We start from the raw sequence: 14,963 nt of genomic DNA, 5'->3' as shown, positions 1-14,963 counted from the left end.
AACGGTGGTTTCTCCTCAACCCCCGGCTTCATCAGGGGTCAGGGCCTTGATCGACAGCGCATGGACCGTCCCCGCCAGCTCGTCGGTCAGCACGGCGTTCACCGCCCGCTGACGCTGCACCCGCCCCAGGCCCGCGAAGGCCTCCGACACGATAGTCAGGTTGAAGTGGCTCTCGCCGCCGGGCGTGGCGTCCAATCCACCTTCGTGATGGTGTCCGGCGTGCCGGGCGCTGTCATCTTCGAGCTCCAGCCGTGTCGGCAAGAGCGCGGATGTGAGTTTTTCCCGCATAATCGACGCGATAGGGCCTTCCGGCATGTCGGTTTCCTTGATGGTGACCAATTCGACCCTACACTGAGATCAATGCCAGCGTCATTCGAGTACAAACCCCGTTTCAAAGACATGCGGATCAAACCGCCCAAGGCCGGCGAAGCCGAAGCCGCGGCCGATGTCCTGCACCTGAAGCCCGGCGAGAAGCCGTGCGACTGGCCCGATTGTCTCAAAGCCTCGACGGCCAGGGCGCCGAAGTCGCGCGAGCGGCTGAACGATTTCTATGATTTCTGCCAGCCGCACGCCGCCGAGTACAACAAGAGCTGGAACTTCTACGCCGGCATGAACGAGGCCCAGGTTCGCGCGGCCAAGGAAAACGAGGCCATGACCGGCGGCCGTCCCACCTGGGAAATGAAGGCCGGCAAGAATTCGCGCGAAGCCGCCGCCTTCGCCTCGAAGATGGGTACGACCCGGGCGGAAGGCGCCGCCGGGTCGTGGCAGGACAGTTTCGGCCTGTTCGGTCGCCGGGTCCGCGAACAGGCGGTCAACGAGGAAGACACCCTGCGAATCGGCAAGCTGGAGCGTCAGGCCCTGGCGGACCTCGATCTGGACCTCCGCACCGACAAGGCGGGCATCAAGGCGCGCTATCATGAGCTGCTGAAACGCTTCCACCCCGACCTCAACCAGGGCGACCGCGGCGCCGAAGCCAAGCTCCAGCGCGTCATCAAGGCCTACAAGACGCTGAAGAAGGCCGGTCTGGCCAGCTGAAACCCGGTCTCCTGCCTGCCGCGCACCAGTGGGGACGCAGAAGCGAGCCCTCGTGAGCTGACGGAGGGGTGGCGTGCCGCCGTCCAGAACCCATCCGTCTCCACCCCCCATCGCTGGCGCGACAGGGAGGAGACACTACCTAAGTGGTCCCCCCACCCAGGAGCGCTCCATGAACATCCTCTACAAGGCTCACGCCACCTCGACCGGCGGCGGCCGCGACGAAGGCCGCTCGGCCACCGACGACGGCAAGATCGATGTCCTACTGTCCCTCCCCGCCGAGATGGGCGGCAAGGGCGGCGCGGGCACCAATCCCGAACAGTTGTTCGCGGCCGGTTATGCCGCCTGCTACATGGGCGCCCTGCGTCTGGTCTCGGGCAAGGCGGGCACGCCGGTCGGCCCCGACACGAAAATTCACACCACCGTCGGCATCGGCCCCAGCACGCGCGGCGAAGGTTTCAACCTCGACATCGCCATCAAGGTCACCGACCACGGCCTCGACAAGGCGACCATCGACGCCCTGATCCAGGCCGCCCATCAGGTCTGCCCCTACTCCAACGCCACCCGCGGCAACGTCGACGTGGAGCTGTCGGCGGAATAACTGACGCACCGGGCCGCGCGCGTGTTGAGCCGCGCGCGCGGCGCCTCTAGATGATGCCCATGGCTCCTCTCCCCGACGCGACCCCCGATCCGCTGCTGACGTTAGAACCCCACCGCAAGGTCTCCGTGCGCGAGGTCTTCGGCATCGATTCCGACATGATGGTGCCCAGGTTCGACACGGTCGACAGCCATGTCCCCGAGACCGATCCGGCCTACAAGTTCGACCCCCAGACGACCCTGGCCATCTGCGCCGGCTTCGCCTTCGACCGTCGCGTCATGGTCCAGGGCTATCACGGCACCGGCAAGTCGACCCATATCGAACAGGTCGCCGCCAAGCTGAACTGGCCGACCATCCGGGTGAACCTGGACAGCCACGTCAGCCGCATCGACCTGGTCGGCAAGGACGCCATCGTCCTGAAAGACGGCAAACAGATCACCGAGTTCCGCGAGGGCATGCTGCCCTGGGCCCTGCAACGCCCGATCGCCCTGTGTTTCGACGAATACGACGCCGGCCGCCCCGACGTGATGTTCGTCATCCAGCGCGTGCTGGAGGCCCAGGGCCGCCTGACCCTGCTGGACCAGAACCGGGTGATCCGCCCCAACAAATGGTTCCGCCTGTTCGCCACGACCAACACCATCGGTCTGGGCGACACCTCGGGCCTGTACCACGGCACCCAGCAGATCAATCAGGGCCAGATGGACCGCTGGAACATCGTCACCACCCTGAACTACCTCGACCACGACGTGGAGGCCGAGATCGTCGTCGCCAAGGCGCCCGAGTGGAACACCGCCGACGGCAAGCGCGCCATCGCCGCCATGGTCCGCGTCGCCGACATGACCCGCAACGCCTTCATGAACGGCGACATCTCGACGGTCATGAGCCCGCGCACGGTCATCACCTGGGCCCAGAACGCCACCATCTTCGGCGGCGATATCGGGCTGAGCTTCCGGCTGACGTTCCTGAACAAGTGCGACGAGCTGGAACGGCCGACGATCGCGGAATTCTACCAGCGCGCGTTCGGGGAAGACCTCCCCGAGGCGGCGACGCGAGTGAAGGTGGGTTAGGAAGGCTCCTGCGGCCAACCTACCTTAATGGCCGTGCATTTGGCGTTTCAGTCCTTTGATGTTCGCATCAATGTCTGAGGGGCGTCTGTATTCCAATTTCACGCCGAGCCGAGCGCCTTCTGCGACGACGCGCTCTACTTGAAGTTTGACCGCCCGCCCCGCGTTGAAGAGATGAGTCTCAAGACCCGCGTCCAGTTTTCTTCGCCCCGCAGAGGTTCCGTGCAATCGGAGTGCCGTTTCGTAGCCCACTCCATAAGACGCGAGGCTTCGACGGACGTTGACCTATGCAAGGACAAACTCGGCGGACGGCATTCGTTCGAGCGGTAGTCGATCCAGCGTTGAGCAGACATCGTTGAAACTGCAGGGATCGATCGTCAAATTGTTGGCTGCAAATCCTTTCTCGATGTCTGAGATCAAATCCTCAGCCTGCCTCACGAGCACAATCCAAGAAAAACGAACTCGTTTCGCGCCGACCGGCTCTCACGGTTGGCGTGACGGCGCTCTAGCGCCATCAACCCAATCGCCACTAGAATCGCTAGGACGGACCCGACAGCCTGAACCCAAGCTGGCCAATCGATGCCCTCGCCTACGATTTGTACCGGCAACGCCATTGTTCCACGCTGTCATGATTCTCAAGCAGGCTTGGCAACAGTTGCCCCCGTCTCTGAGAGCCCATTCTCCCACGTCCGCCCGCCCAGCATCTGGACGTGATCACGCACCCCGTCCGGCCATCCCGCCACCGCCACCTCGAACCCCGTCGCGTCCCCTGCGAACAGCCTCCGCGTCGCCTCTTCGTAGCCCGGCAGGTCGCCCGTTGTCAGGTTGTGAAGCGGGTCAGTGGCAGTCGTCGCATCCATCCGACAAATCCAGCCCTTCTCCCCTTGCGGGAGAAGGTGGCCGAGCGGAGCGAGGTCGGATGAGGGGTCGCACCGCCGGGACCGGCGAGCGGCCCACGGCCGGCCGATGACTCCCGCCGTCCGGGAGACCCCTCATCCGTCAGCCCTTCGGGCTGCCACCTTCTCCCGCAGGGGGAGAAGGGCCCGCGGTCACCCTCGCCTCCGCCGCGGCGAGGATCGTGCCGACGACCTCGTGTTTGCGGTTCTCGATCTGCTGGTTGGGAAATCGCAGCACCCGAAATCCCTGCGCGCTCAGCCATTCGTCCCGCGCGGCGTCCTGGGCCCGATCGTCGTGGTGAGGGCCGTCGGCCTCGACGATAAGCCTGTGCCTCAGACAGATGAAATCGACGATATACCGGCCGATGATGAACTGGCGACGGAACTTCAGCCCGGCCAGTCGCCGGTCCCGCAGCAGCTTCCAAAGCCGGCGCTCGTACAGAACCGGTTCCTGCCGCATTGCCCGCGCACGTTGCTCAAGCTATTCCCCCATAGGTTATGGAAACATCGTCGTCGCCTTCTGTCGAGAGTCCGGTGCGACCCCTCATCCGACCTCGCTCCGCTCGGCCAATTTCTCCCGCAAGGGGAGAAGGGCTCTGGAGCGCCATCGACGCCGACCTGTGCTACTCTGGCCCGGCCGCTCACGGGTTCGCCCGGCCGACCCCGCCAAGGCCCTAACAAGCTTGGCGGGGTTGCGTGTTTCAGGGGACAACCAACCCCGCCGCATACCCCCGCACTCCCTCCGGCCACCCCGCCACCGCCGCCTCAAACCCCGCCGCGTCCCCTGCGAACAGCCTCCGCGTCGCCTCCTCGTAGCCCGGCAGGTCCCCGGCCACGGCGGTCATGAACCGATAGGCCGCCTCCCGGCCCTTGCGCACCCGGTCCGGCCCCTCGGCTTCCCTCAGCGACGCTTCGACCAGTTTCCTCAGCGCCACCGACGCCCCGCCGGGCTGACCGGCCAGCCAGTCCCAGTGGCGCGGCAACAGGGTGACCTCGCGCGCCGTCACCCCCAGCTTCGGCCGCCCCGGCCCCCGCTTCTCCTCGACCGGCCGCGCCAGCCGCCCCAGCACGGCCTCCAGGTCACCGCGCAGGTCAAACTCGACCGGCCGGACGTCGGCATCGTCGAAGACCAGCACGCTCTCGCCCGCCTCGACCGCCGCCTTCACCGCCCCCACGATCTCGCGCGGCGAACCGGAGGCGATCCGCCGGTGGCCGGCGAAGGCGGTGCAGGACTGAACTGTGGCGGCGGACATGACGGGCGCTCCTCGATAAGGAGGTCCGATTTGCCCGGGCGAAACCTCGACGTCAATATCGTCCGGGTTTAATCTCGAACGACAGGCGGCCGCTCGTCCGGCACGATCGAGCCGGCGATCCAGCTGACCACCCCCGTCACGATCGCCGCGCCCACGCCTGCCCACAGACCCTCCACCACGAATCCGCCGAGGAACATGGCCACCAGGCCGATGGTCGCGGCGTTCACGACGAGCAGGAACAGGCCGAAGGTGATCACCGTCAGCGGGAAGGTGATGAACACCAGCACCGGCCGCACGATGGCGTTGACCAGCCCCAGCAGCACCGCCGCCGCGATCAGCGACCCGGTCGACAGGAACTCCACCCCCGGCACCAGATACGCCGCCAGCCACAGCCCCAGCCCCGTCACCACTGCCTGCAGGATGAATCTCAGCATCGTCGTCTTGCTCCCGGTTTCGCCATTATTTTCACGCTTGATATCGTCCTGCATAACCGCCCTCGCAACCATCCCTGTGCGAGGAACCTGAACGGTTCGCGCGCGCTAAACGGACACGCCTCCCCGGCACACCCCATCTGAAGGACGATCCCATGACCGACGAACGCATCGAAGGCGCCGCCACCGGCGTGAACGGCAAGCTGAAAAGCGGCCTTGGCAATCTCACGGGCGATACGAAGCTCCAGCTCGAAGGCAAGTTCGACGAGGTGAAGGGCAAGGCGCTCGACTACTACGGCCGCGCCATCGACCAGCTGGAGACCCTGTCCGACCGCGCCCCGGAAGACCTCCGCGGCCCGGTCAAGACCGGCCTCGACTTCGCCCGCCGCAAGCCCCTGCTGACCACCGGCATCCTCGCCGGTATCGCCTTCCTGATGGCCGGCTCGGGCCGCCGCCGCTACTAGGGTCCGCCCCCGGACGAACGAAAGGCCCGGGATCGCTCCCGGGCCTTTTTGTTATTCTAATCCTCCCCCATCGGGGGAGGTGGCGCGGAGCGGCTTCGCGACGTGACGGAGGGGGCTCACCGCAAACTCACCGTCTGCGGCCTGCCCCCTCCACCACTTCGTGGTCCCCCTCCCCCGATGGGGGAGGAATGATTCAGACCGCCTCGCCGTCGACCGTCTCCTTCACCGGGCCGCCCGAGGCGGCCTTGATGTCGAAGACGATCTTGCCGTCCTTGAGCTCGACCTTCACATGGCCGCCGCGCGTCAGGCGTCCGAACAGGATGTCGTCGGCCAGCGGCTTCTTGATGTTCTCCTGGATGACCCGGCCCAGGGGGCGGGCGCCATACAGTTCGTCGAAGCCGTTCTTGGCCAGCCAGTCGGCCGCGTCGTCGGACAGTTCGATGGTGATGTTGCGGTCCGCCAGCTGGGCTTCCAGCTGCAGGACGAACTTGGTCACCACCTGACGAATGACCTCGGGCTGCAGGGCCTTGAACGAGACCACCGCGTCCAGACGGTTGCGGAACTCCGGCGCGAACAGGCGCTGGATGGCCTTCTCGTCCTCGCCCTCGACCTTGCCGCGGCCAAAGCCGATCGAGGCCCGGGCATTGTCCGCCGCGCCCGCATTGGTCGTCATGATCAGGACCACGTTGCGGAAATCGACCTTCTTGCCGACGGCGTCCGTCAGCATCCCGTTGTCCATGACCTGGAGCAGGATGTTGTAGACGTCCGGGTGGGCCTTCTCGATCTCGTCCAGCAGGACCACGGCGTGCGGATGCTGGTCGACGGCGTCGGTCAGAAGCCCGCCCTGGTCATGCCCGACATAGCCCGGAGGGGCGCCGATCAGGCGGCTCACCGTATGCCGCTCCATGTATTCCGACATGTCGAAGCGCAGCAACTCGATGCCCAGGGTGGCGGCGAGTTGCTTGGCCACCTCGGTCTTGCCCACGCCGGTCGGGCCGGCGAACAGGAAGGAGCCGATCGGCTTTTGCGGATCGCGCAGGCCGGCGCGGGCCAGCTTCATGGCCGAGGCCACCTGTTCGATCGCCGAGTCCTGACCGAAGACGGCGCGGTTCAGGTCCTTCTCCAGTTCGCGCAAACCTTCGGTGTCGGACTTCGACACCGACTTCGGCGGGATGCGCGCCATCTTGGCGACGACGGCCTCGACCTCCTTCTGGCCGATGACCTTCTTGCGCTTGTTCTCGGGCAGCAGCATCTGCGACGCCCCCGCCTCGTCGATCACGTCGATCGCCTTGTCGGGCAGTTTGCGGTCGGTCATGTAGCGGGCCGACAGCTCCACGGCCGAGCGGATCGCCGCATCGGTGTAGCGCAGCCTGTGGTGGCTCTCGTAGGCGGTCTTCAGCCCTTTGAGGATCTTCACCGTGTCCTCGACCGTCGGCTCGTTGACGTCGATCTTCTGGAAGCGACGCACCAGGGCGCGGTCCTTCTCGAAGTGCTGGCGATACTCCTTGTAGGTCGTCGACCCCATGCAGCGCAGAGTGCCGGACGCCAGGGCGGGCTTGAGCAGGTTGGACGCGTCCATCGCCCCGCCCGAGGTCGCGCCCGCGCCGATCACCGTGTGGATCTCGTCGATGAACAGGATCGCGTTCTCGTGGTTCTCCAGCTCCTTGACGACCTGCTTCAGCCTCTCCTCGAAGTCGCCGCGATAGCGGGTGCCGGCCAGCAGCGCGCCCATGTCGAGGCTGTAGATGGTCGCGCCTTCCAGCACGGCCGGGACCTCGTGGTTGACGATCTTGAGCGCGAGGCCTTCGGCGATGGCGGTCTTGCCCACGCCGGGTTCGCCGACCAGCAGCGGATTGTTCTTGGTCCGGCGGCACAGGATCTGGATCGCCCGGTCCACCTCGGCATGACGGCCGATCAGCGGGTCGATCTTGCCCTTGCGCGACTTTTCGTTGAGGTCGACGCAATAGGCTTCCAGCGCCTCGCCGCCCGACTTCACGGCGGCGGCGTCCTCGGCCTCCTCCGGCGACTGGCCGGCAGTCTTGGCCGGACGTTGCTCGCTCATTCCCGCCTTCTTGGCGATGCCGTGGGCGATATAGTTGACGGCGTCGTAGCGCGTCATGTCCTGCTCCTGCAGGAAATAGGCGGCGTGGCTTTCGCGCTCGCTGAAGATGGCGACCAGCACGTTTGCGCCGGACACCTCCTCGCGGCCGGAGGACTGGACGTGGATCACCGCACGCTGGATCACCCGCTGGAAGCCGGCGGTCGGCTTGGCGTCCTCGCCGTCCGAGGTGGCGAGCGCAGCCAGGTCAGTGTCGACATAGAGCGTCAGCGCCGTCTTCAGCGCGACCAGATCGACGTTGCAGGCCTTCATCACCCCGCTGGCGTCATTGTCATCAATGAGGGCCAGCAGCAGGTGTTCGAGCGTCGCATACTCGTGGCGGCGTTCGTTGGCGTAGGAGACCGCGCGATGCAGGGTCTCTTCGAGAGGACGCGAAAACGAGGGCATGGGGAGATCCTCTCAGTCTTTTTCCATAGTGCATTGCAGCGGGTGCTGGTGACGGCGCGCCGTCTCGACCACCTGGGCGACCTTGGTTTCGGCCACTTCGTAGGTGAAGACGCCGCACACACCGACGCCATGCTGATGCACATGCAGCATGATGCGGGTCGCGTCCTCGCGGCTTTTCTGGAAGAACCGCTCCAGCACATAGACGACGAATTCCATCGGCGTGTAGTCGTCGTTCAGGATCAGCACCCGATACAGCGAGGGCTTCTGAAGCTTCGGTTTCGTTTCGGTGATGGTGCCAGCGCCGAAGCCCTGATCCTGTCCTTCACCTGGCCTTTTGGTTGGCATCGTCGTCCGTCATTTCGGGGGAGTCGAAACGCTATGTAGGAAGTGTCAGCCGGTTTTGGAGTCGCGTCCAGTCACGGCTGTCGTGAAACGCCCGCGGAGCGCTGGCGCCATCCGCCGTTTCGCGCCTGCGCTTCATCAGCCGCGCCGAGAGTTTCGCCCGCGATCGTCGCATCGACGACGTCCAGCACAGCCTCGGGCGTATCGCTCCCCGCCATCCGGATATCGCCCGACGAGGGGGCCATCGGCGCCAGCACCTGCATCGCCCAGCCGTCGTCGCGCCGACAGGCCAGGCCCGCCACCCCGGCCTCAGCCGCCTGGAAGGTCCGGCACCAACGCCCCTCCCCATCCCTGAACGTCAGCCCAACGGATCGGCCCGCTCCGTCAGCGCCGTCGGCGTTCAGTCGCGTGTCCAGCACCCGGACCAGACCTGCATCGGCCAGCGCCCCGCCTTCGACACGGAGACCCTCGGAACGACCACCCAGCAGCGGCCCCAGCGCCAGCCCGCCGACGAAGGCCGCCGTCGCCAGTCCGCCCCAGATGACCGCCCGGCGCGGCGCCAACGCCTCCGCCAGAGCCCTGCCGATGCTTTCGAACGGCGACGCCCGCCTCGATGCCGCGATCAACCGCGCCAGATCCCGGTCGCGCGCATCTGTCGCGGCCGGGAAGGCCCCCGCCGCCGCCGTCCGCGTCTGCCGCAGTGCCGCAATCCAGGCGGCGATCGTCGGGTCCGCCTCTGCCGCCGCATCCACGGCCGCCGCCTCCGTCGGGCCCAGTTCGCCGTCGACCCGGCGCATCAGGATTTCGTCGTCCAGCCGGGTCATCCGGTCACTCCTTGTTCGGCCAGGGTCTGGATCAGGCTCTGCCTGCCCCGGACCAACCGGCTCGTCAGCGTCCCTGCGGGCACGCCCAGCACCTTGGCCGCCTCGGCGTAGGAAAGCCCTTCGACCAGCACCAGGGCGACGGCGTGCCTCTGATCGTCCGGAAGGGCGTGTATGGCGTCACGCGCCGCCAGGGCGTCCGCGCGAAGGTTTTCGTCGGCCTGGCTCGGGTCCGCCACCCGGACGGTGGCGTCGTCCTCGGCCGCCACCACCCTGCCCCAGCGCAGGATCGATCGGCCTTCGTCTATCGCGATCCGTCTCATGATTGTGAAGGTCCAGCTGTCGAGCCGCGTGTCGTCCCTGAATTTCGACCGCGACGCCAGCGCCCGCTCGACGGTCTGCTGGACCAGATCCTGCGCATCCGCATCGTGGGGCCGCAGAACACGCGCAAAGCGACGCAGGCGCGGAAGCAGCTCCACAAGCCCCGTCTGAAATTCGTCCAAACCCCTACCTCGTCCATGTCGGATGAAACGACCGGCCCCGTTCGTTTCATCCATGGCATAGGACGAATGCAAGGCCGTGCCGCGCACGATGAACGAAAGGAAGACGATGGCTCTGGCCAGACGGATTGCAGCCAAGGGGATCGCAGGATGCCTGGCGCTGGCGGCCCTCGCGGTCGCCACCCCGTCATGGGCGCAGCTGGGCGGCCTGCCCGGTCCCGCCCTGCCGACCCTGCCGTCCGCCCTCATGGATCGACTGCCGCGCGTGGGCGATGATCTGATCGATCGCACTCTGGACCGCGCGCTTCAGGCGCCGGCCCGGCTGGACGACTTGATCCGCCGCTCGCGTGGCGCGCTCCAGGCCGATCCGCTCGGCTGGCCCGTCGCCGCCGGAGAGATCGTCGCCATCGACCTGTCGTCCGACGCCCGGGCCCGAGCCCTGGCGGCGGGGTATTCCGTGCTCCGCGAGGAGCCGCTGGAGGCGCTCGGCCTCTCCGCCACCGTGCTCTCGCCGCCGCGCCGGACGTCGCTCTCGCGCGCCGTGAACCACCTGCGCCAGATCGCGCCCGACACGGATATCGCCTTCAACCATGTCCACGTTCCGGCGAGCATGGAGCGCCTGGGCGCGACCGGCGGCCTCGCCGCGGCCGGTCCCCAGGCGACGAACGCCCGGCTGGGTCTGATCGACACCGGCATCGACGTCACCCACCCGGCCTTCACCGGATCCGGCGTCACCCAGCGCGGCTTCGCCGGCCCCGCCCGGGTCGGCGCCCACGGCACGGCTGTCGCCTCCCTGATGATCGGCCACAGCGGCGCCTTCGCAGGCGGGTCGCCCGGCGCCGACATCATGGTGGCCGACATCTACGGCGCACAGGCGGCCGGCGGCACCTCCACCGGCCTCGCCCAGGCCTTGGCCTGGATGGTCGAACAGCGCGCCACGGTCGTGAACGTCAGCCTCGTCGGCCCCCGCAACGCCCTGGTGGATCGCGCCGTCGCGGGGGCCCAGGCGCGCGGGGTCACCCTGGTCGCCGCCGTCGGCAACGACGGTCCGGCCGCCCCGCCCCTTTACCCCGCCTCCTACGAAGGCGTGGTCGGGGTGACCGCGGTCACCGCACGCGACCGGGCCCTGCCCGAGGCCGCGCGCGGGCCCCAGGTCGATTTCGCCGCCCCGGGCGCCGACATGTCCGCCGCCGGCCCGGCCGGAAGCTGGACGACCGTGCGCGGTTCCTCCTTCGCCGCCCCCATCGTGGCGGGTCTTCTGGCCCGGGAGGCCGTCGCGGCCCTGGCGGAGACGGCCGTCGACCTCGGCGAACGCGGCCGGGATCCGGTCTATGGCGCGGGTCTGGTCGGCGCCCGGTCGCGCGTCGCTCCGGACGCCATGGGCGCGCGAGGCCGGTTGTCGCGCTGAAAAATCGTCGCCCGCCCGGGATGAAACCGGGGCGGCCCGTCGTTGGACCCTGTGCGGGCGTCACGCCCCATGAGCCACAGGAGATCCTGACATGAACAAGACACTCACCCTGGCGACCGTCGCCTTCGGCCTGGCCCTGGCCGGCGGCGCACAGGCCCAGATCCTCGACGGATCGGGCGGACTGACCGGCGGTCTCGGCGGCGGTCTCGGCGGCGGACTGGGCGGAGGCCTCGGAGGGCTGGGCGGAGCCGGTTCCTTCGGCGGGACCGGATCCCTGACCGGCGGCCTCGACGCGTCGCGGCTGCGGGATCGGGCCACGGACGGTCTGACCCGCGCCGAACGCCGCACCCAGGCCGCCCAGGTGCGCGCCGCCGCTGCGGCCTCCCGCGCCGGCGACCGGGCCGGAACCGCGGCCGCCCACGGCCAGGGCGCCCTCGGCGGAACGCTCAATCGCGCCGGGTCGCTGCAGGGCGAGGGTTCCAGCGCCCTGAACGGCGCAGCCGCCTTCAGCAATGGCGCGCTCTCGGGCTCAGCCTCTGGCGCCGGCCAGGGCGGCCTCGGCTCGGCTCCTCCTGTCGAGCAAGGCTCCGCCAGCCCGGTGTCCGACGACCAGGCGGCAGCCCCTGCAGCCGATCCGCAGCCCGTGGCCAATGATCCCCCGGCCCGTACGCGCGCCCTCAACGGCGCCGGCGGCTTCAACGGTGCGGCCTCGGCAAACCGCAACGGCGCATCGGTCTCGGCGGGCGCGACCGCTTCCGGCTCTGCGCGTCGCGACTGATCCCCCACGGAAACGCGCATGAAGAAGGCCCCCCGGATCGCTCCGGGGGGCCTTTTCGTTACGCGACGGGAAAAAGTCGGGTCGCCTTAGCGGGCAGCCTGGAACTTCTCGACCGAGGCGGTGACGCGCTCGTTGATGGGCTTGAAGCTGTCCTTGACCGAACCGGTCAGGGTCTCGGTCATCTTCGTGACTTCCGAGAGGTAGGTTTCCATCGCCGACTTGGCGAAGTTGGTCTGCAGCTCGATCAGCTCCTGGATCGAACGGGCTTGCGAGATGGTCTGTGCGGCGGCGACGCCGTTTTCCCAGCTCGTCTTGCTGTAGGACACGACCTGGGCCGACAGGGCCTCGGCGCCCTTCTGGGCGGCGGTGGCCGAAGCGGTCAGGGCTTCCAGGTTCTGCTTCGACTGGACCGACAGTTCAGCCATAGTGGCCGAGGTCTTCTCGACGCCTTCGCGCAGGGCTTGCGTGCCCTTGGCCTGGAGCTGTTCGGCCTGGGCCTTGAACTGCTCGCCCTGAACCTTGGCGGTCGCGGTGGCCTGCTCGATGGTCTTCTTCACGGTTTCGGTGCTGTCAGCCATGGTGGTCTCCTGAACCTGATGTAGCGGTTGGCCCGCCTGAATGGTGCTCTCCCCGGACAAGTCCCGGATCGACGAGGCTCTTATGGTGCAGGCGCGAACACGGGTCAAGAACTTTTGTGCAGTGCACCATATTATCGCTGTTCACCTGTTCGCGTGTCAGGATTGGTTCGTTCAAATCCGCGTTGATACCTGCTTAACCACCGTGAAACCTGCGGCCCTCATGCTACGGTCTTAACTTGCGTCGCGCCGGGGGGCCGTCGCCGCGTCACGGATGTAAGAGGCTTCGCTTGGCGATGATGCGTACCGGATCGACCCCACTCCGTCGCCCCACCCTGTACAGGGTCGTCGCAGGCCTTTGCGCGCTCAGCCTTCTGGTCGGCCTCGCCGGCCTCGGCGTCAGCCGGGTTCAGGCCCAGTCGGGCGAGAACAGCCGCTACGCCGCCATCGTCGTCGACGCCGGCACCGGAGAGGTCCTGTTCGCCCGCCACGCCGACAGCCGTCGCTATCCGGCCTCCATCACCAAGATGATGACCCTGTATCTGGTGTTCGAGGCGCTCGAAAAGGGTACGGCGACGCTGGACGACGTCATCACCGTCTCGCCGCTCGCCGCCTCCCAGCCGCCGTCCAAGCTGGGCCTCGCCGCCGGCCAGACGATTCGTCTGGACGACGCCATGCGCGCCACGGCCGTCCGCTCGGCCAATGACATGGCCATGGCACTCGCCGAAGAGATCGGGGGGTCCCAGGCCCGCTTCGCCTCGATGATGACGCTGAAGGCCGAGGAACTGGGCATGACCCAGACCCGCTACGTCAATCCGAACGGCCTGCCCGACAGCCGCCAACTGACCTCGGCCCGCGACCTCGCCATCCTCGCCCGCGCCATCATGCGCGATTACCCCCAGTATTACAGCTACTTCGGCCTGCACGACTGGAACTATCAGGGCCGCGAGTATCGCAACACCAACGGCCTGCTGCTGAGCGGTGCCGGCTATGACGGCATCAAGACCGGTTTCACCAACGCCTCTGGCTACAACCTCGCGGCCTCGGCGGTCCGCAACGGCAAGCGGGTCATCACCATCGTGCTTGGCGGCCGGTCCAGCCCGACGCGCAACGCCCATGTCGCCTCCCTGATGGACACCGGCTTCGAGGTCGAGAACCGTCGCGCCGCCGGTGAGCGCATCCAGGTGGCCCAGGCCTTCTTCGAGGCGCGCGGGTTCGGCATCGGCGGCCCCGACACGGGCGGCGCCGTCGCCTATGCAGCCCTCAACGGCGCCCCCGCCGAGGTCGAGGAAGGCCAGGGCTCCAGCGGTATCGCCTACGCCTCCTTGCCCCTGCCGGCGTCCCAACCGGTTGCTCCGACCGCCTCGCCGCCGGGCTACACCCGCGCGACGCCGGTCCCGCCCGCCGCCACGCCGCCGGTTCGCCGCGCCGAGGCGATCCCGGCTCCCAGAACCGGCAACCTGACCGCCAGCCTCAACGGCGGCGTCGCCCCTCCCGGCGCGCCTTCAAGCCTGAACCGCGGCGCCGTCGCCAATCCGCCTCGCCCCGCCGCGACGCCGCCCGCCGGCCGCTGGTCCGTCCAGGTCGGCGCCTTCCGCGACGAAACCGTGGCCCGCAACTGGCTGACCGAAGTCAATCGCCGCTTCCGCACCCAGTTTACGGCCGCCGAACGGAGCGTCGCCAGCGCCGCCGGATGGCATCGCTCACGCTTCACCGGCATGACCGAGGCCGCCGCACAGTCCGCCTGCGAAGCCCTCGCCCAACGCCGGGTCACCTGCATGGTCGTCCGCCCCGGCGGCTGACACCGGCCCCTCTCCGCCTGCGCAGGGGCCCATACCCATCAACGGACGTCCGGAATCGCCCAACGATTTCAATAGTCTGAACTTTTTAGAGCCCTTTTACCAGGCGCCCTCCAGATCGGGCGTACACTTCTCCCGTCCCGTCGCGAGGGGAAGGCGTCCTGGGCCCAGGACCCGGACGTGCGAGGGGGCGCGATCGAGCGGGACCCGAAGGGCGGCGCGTAGCAGCCAAACTGCATCGCTGCGCGCGGCCGAGGACCCTGATCCGGCGACGACCTGGATCCGTGGAGGCACGAACCGGCGCGGATGCAGGTCGTCGCCGGGCTGACAAACCGTGGAGCCCGGAGGGACCTGACACCCTCCGCCCGTCGTGGGCTTAGGTGATGTGGACAAAGTGGATTCCCAAATCAGCTGATCGCTGATTCAAGGCTGTTCTTTGCGGAGAGCAGCCATGGTTCGTGGTTTGATGTCGGATGCGGAGTGGGCGTTCTTCGAG

General features: G+C 67.7%; 16 protein-coding genes and 1 pseudogene. 7 read left to right on the top strand and 10 right to left on the bottom strand.

Going from position 1 to position 14,963, the window contains the following annotated elements; genetic code table 11:
- Positions 1-15: 15 nt before the first annotated feature.
- Positions 16-315, bottom strand: a complete 300-nt coding sequence (locus ACP7A5_RS15560; RefSeq protein WP_426042785.1) for a BolA family protein — start codon at positions 313-315, stop codon at positions 16-18.
- Between the two features lie 45 nt (positions 316-360).
- Here ACP7A5_RS15560 and ACP7A5_RS15555 point away from each other — a divergent pair, with 45 nt between their 5' ends.
- From ACP7A5_RS15555 to cobS, 3 genes are all read left to right on the top strand, one after another.
- On the top strand, positions 361-1,035 hold the full coding sequence (locus ACP7A5_RS15555; RefSeq protein WP_426042761.1) for a J domain-containing protein: 675 nt from the start codon (positions 361-363) through the stop codon (positions 1,033-1,035).
- Between the two features lie 169 nt (positions 1,036-1,204).
- The gene (locus tag ACP7A5_RS15550; RefSeq protein WP_426042760.1) at positions 1,205-1,633 is read left to right on the top strand and encodes an organic hydroperoxide resistance protein; all 429 of its coding nucleotides are present in this window, start codon (positions 1,205-1,207) and stop codon (positions 1,631-1,633) included.
- Positions 1,634-1,692: 59 nt separating this feature from the next.
- Positions 1,693-2,697 carry a cobaltochelatase subunit CobS gene (cobS, locus tag ACP7A5_RS15545; protein ID WP_426042759.1) on the top strand — a complete coding sequence of 335 codons (1,005 nt, stop codon included), beginning with the start codon at positions 1,693-1,695 and terminating at the stop codon, positions 2,695-2,697.
- A 632-nt stretch (positions 2,698-3,329) separates the two neighbouring features.
- Here the strand turns inward: cobS and ACP7A5_RS15540 are convergent.
- The 4 genes and pseudogenes from ACP7A5_RS15540 to ACP7A5_RS15525 all read right to left on the bottom strand — a co-directional run bounded on the left by ACP7A5_RS15540 (position 3,330) and on the right by ACP7A5_RS15525 (position 5,277).
- Positions 3,330-3,554, bottom strand: coding sequence for a DUF2239 family protein (locus ACP7A5_RS15540; RefSeq protein ID WP_426042758.1), 225 nt, complete (start codon positions 3,552-3,554; stop codon positions 3,330-3,332).
- A gap of 139 nt (positions 3,555-3,693) precedes the next feature.
- Positions 3,694-4,056: pseudogene (locus ACP7A5_RS15535) on the bottom strand (endonuclease domain-containing protein); the annotation flags it as partial.
- A 235-nt stretch (positions 4,057-4,291) separates the two neighbouring features.
- A complete protein-coding gene (locus ACP7A5_RS15530; RefSeq protein WP_426042757.1) occupies positions 4,292-4,843 on the bottom strand; it encodes a DUF2239 family protein in 552 nt (183 codons plus the stop codon).
- A gap of 68 nt (positions 4,844-4,911) precedes the next feature.
- The gene (locus tag ACP7A5_RS15525) at positions 4,912-5,277 is read right to left on the bottom strand and encodes a phage holin family protein (RefSeq protein ID WP_426042756.1); all 366 of its coding nucleotides are present in this window, start codon (positions 5,275-5,277) and stop codon (positions 4,912-4,914) included.
- Between the two features lie 152 nt (positions 5,278-5,429).
- On the opposite strand from ACP7A5_RS15525, the gene ACP7A5_RS15520 reads away from it, so the two are divergent.
- Entirely contained in the window at positions 5,430-5,738 is a 309-nt protein-coding gene (locus tag ACP7A5_RS15520) for a CsbD family protein (RefSeq protein WP_426042755.1), read from the top strand.
- 193 nt (positions 5,739-5,931) lie between these two features.
- Here the strand turns inward: ACP7A5_RS15520 and clpA are convergent, their stop codons facing one another.
- From clpA to ACP7A5_RS15500, 4 genes are all read right to left on the bottom strand, one after another.
- The gene (gene clpA / locus ACP7A5_RS15515; RefSeq protein ID WP_426042754.1) at positions 5,932-8,244 is read right to left on the bottom strand and encodes an ATP-dependent Clp protease ATP-binding subunit ClpA; all 2,313 of its coding nucleotides are present in this window, start codon (positions 8,242-8,244) and stop codon (positions 5,932-5,934) included.
- A 12-nt stretch (positions 8,245-8,256) separates the two neighbouring features.
- Positions 8,257-8,589 (bottom strand): ATP-dependent Clp protease adapter ClpS, encoded by a 333-nt coding sequence (clpS, locus tag ACP7A5_RS15510; RefSeq protein ID WP_303694323.1) that lies wholly within the window; start codon positions 8,587-8,589, stop codon positions 8,257-8,259.
- A 71-nt stretch (positions 8,590-8,660) separates the two neighbouring features.
- Positions 8,661-9,410, bottom strand: coding sequence for a hypothetical protein (locus tag ACP7A5_RS15505; protein ID WP_426042753.1), 750 nt, complete (start codon positions 9,408-9,410; stop codon positions 8,661-8,663).
- On the bottom strand, positions 9,407-9,886 hold the full coding sequence (locus tag ACP7A5_RS15500) for an RNA polymerase sigma factor (protein WP_426042752.1): 480 nt from the start codon (positions 9,884-9,886) through the stop codon (positions 9,407-9,409). Before ACP7A5_RS15500 ends, ACP7A5_RS15505 begins: the two co-directional genes overlap by 4 nt.
- 130 nt (positions 9,887-10,016) lie before the next feature.
- Between ACP7A5_RS15500 and ACP7A5_RS15495 the strand changes: the two genes are divergently transcribed.
- The gene (locus ACP7A5_RS15495; protein ID WP_426042751.1) at positions 10,017-11,315 is read left to right on the top strand and encodes a S8 family serine peptidase; all 1,299 of its coding nucleotides are present in this window, start codon (positions 10,017-10,019) and stop codon (positions 11,313-11,315) included.
- A 91-nt stretch (positions 11,316-11,406) separates the two neighbouring features.
- Positions 11,407-12,093, top strand: a complete 687-nt coding sequence (locus ACP7A5_RS15490) for a hypothetical protein (protein ID WP_426042750.1) — start codon at positions 11,407-11,409, stop codon at positions 12,091-12,093.
- A gap of 86 nt (positions 12,094-12,179) precedes the next feature.
- Here ACP7A5_RS15490 and ACP7A5_RS15485 read toward each other — a convergent pair whose 3' ends face one another.
- The gene (locus ACP7A5_RS15485) at positions 12,180-12,671 is read right to left on the bottom strand and encodes a phasin family protein (protein ID WP_426042749.1); all 492 of its coding nucleotides are present in this window, start codon (positions 12,669-12,671) and stop codon (positions 12,180-12,182) included.
- A 293-nt stretch (positions 12,672-12,964) separates the two neighbouring features.
- Between ACP7A5_RS15485 and ACP7A5_RS15480 the strand changes: the two genes are divergently transcribed.
- A complete protein-coding gene (locus tag ACP7A5_RS15480; protein ID WP_426042784.1) occupies positions 12,965-14,470 on the top strand; it encodes a serine hydrolase in 1,506 nt (501 codons plus the stop codon).
- The last annotated feature ends 493 nt before the right edge of the window (positions 14,471-14,963 follow it).

Origin of the sequence: Brevundimonas sp. TWP2-3-4b1 (assembly GCF_049897665.1) — a bacterium.
GTDB classification, from domain to species: domain Bacteria; phylum Pseudomonadota; class Alphaproteobacteria; order Caulobacterales; family Caulobacteraceae; genus Brevundimonas; species Brevundimonas subvibrioides_B.
This window is presented reverse-complemented; position numbering and strand designations above follow the sequence as displayed.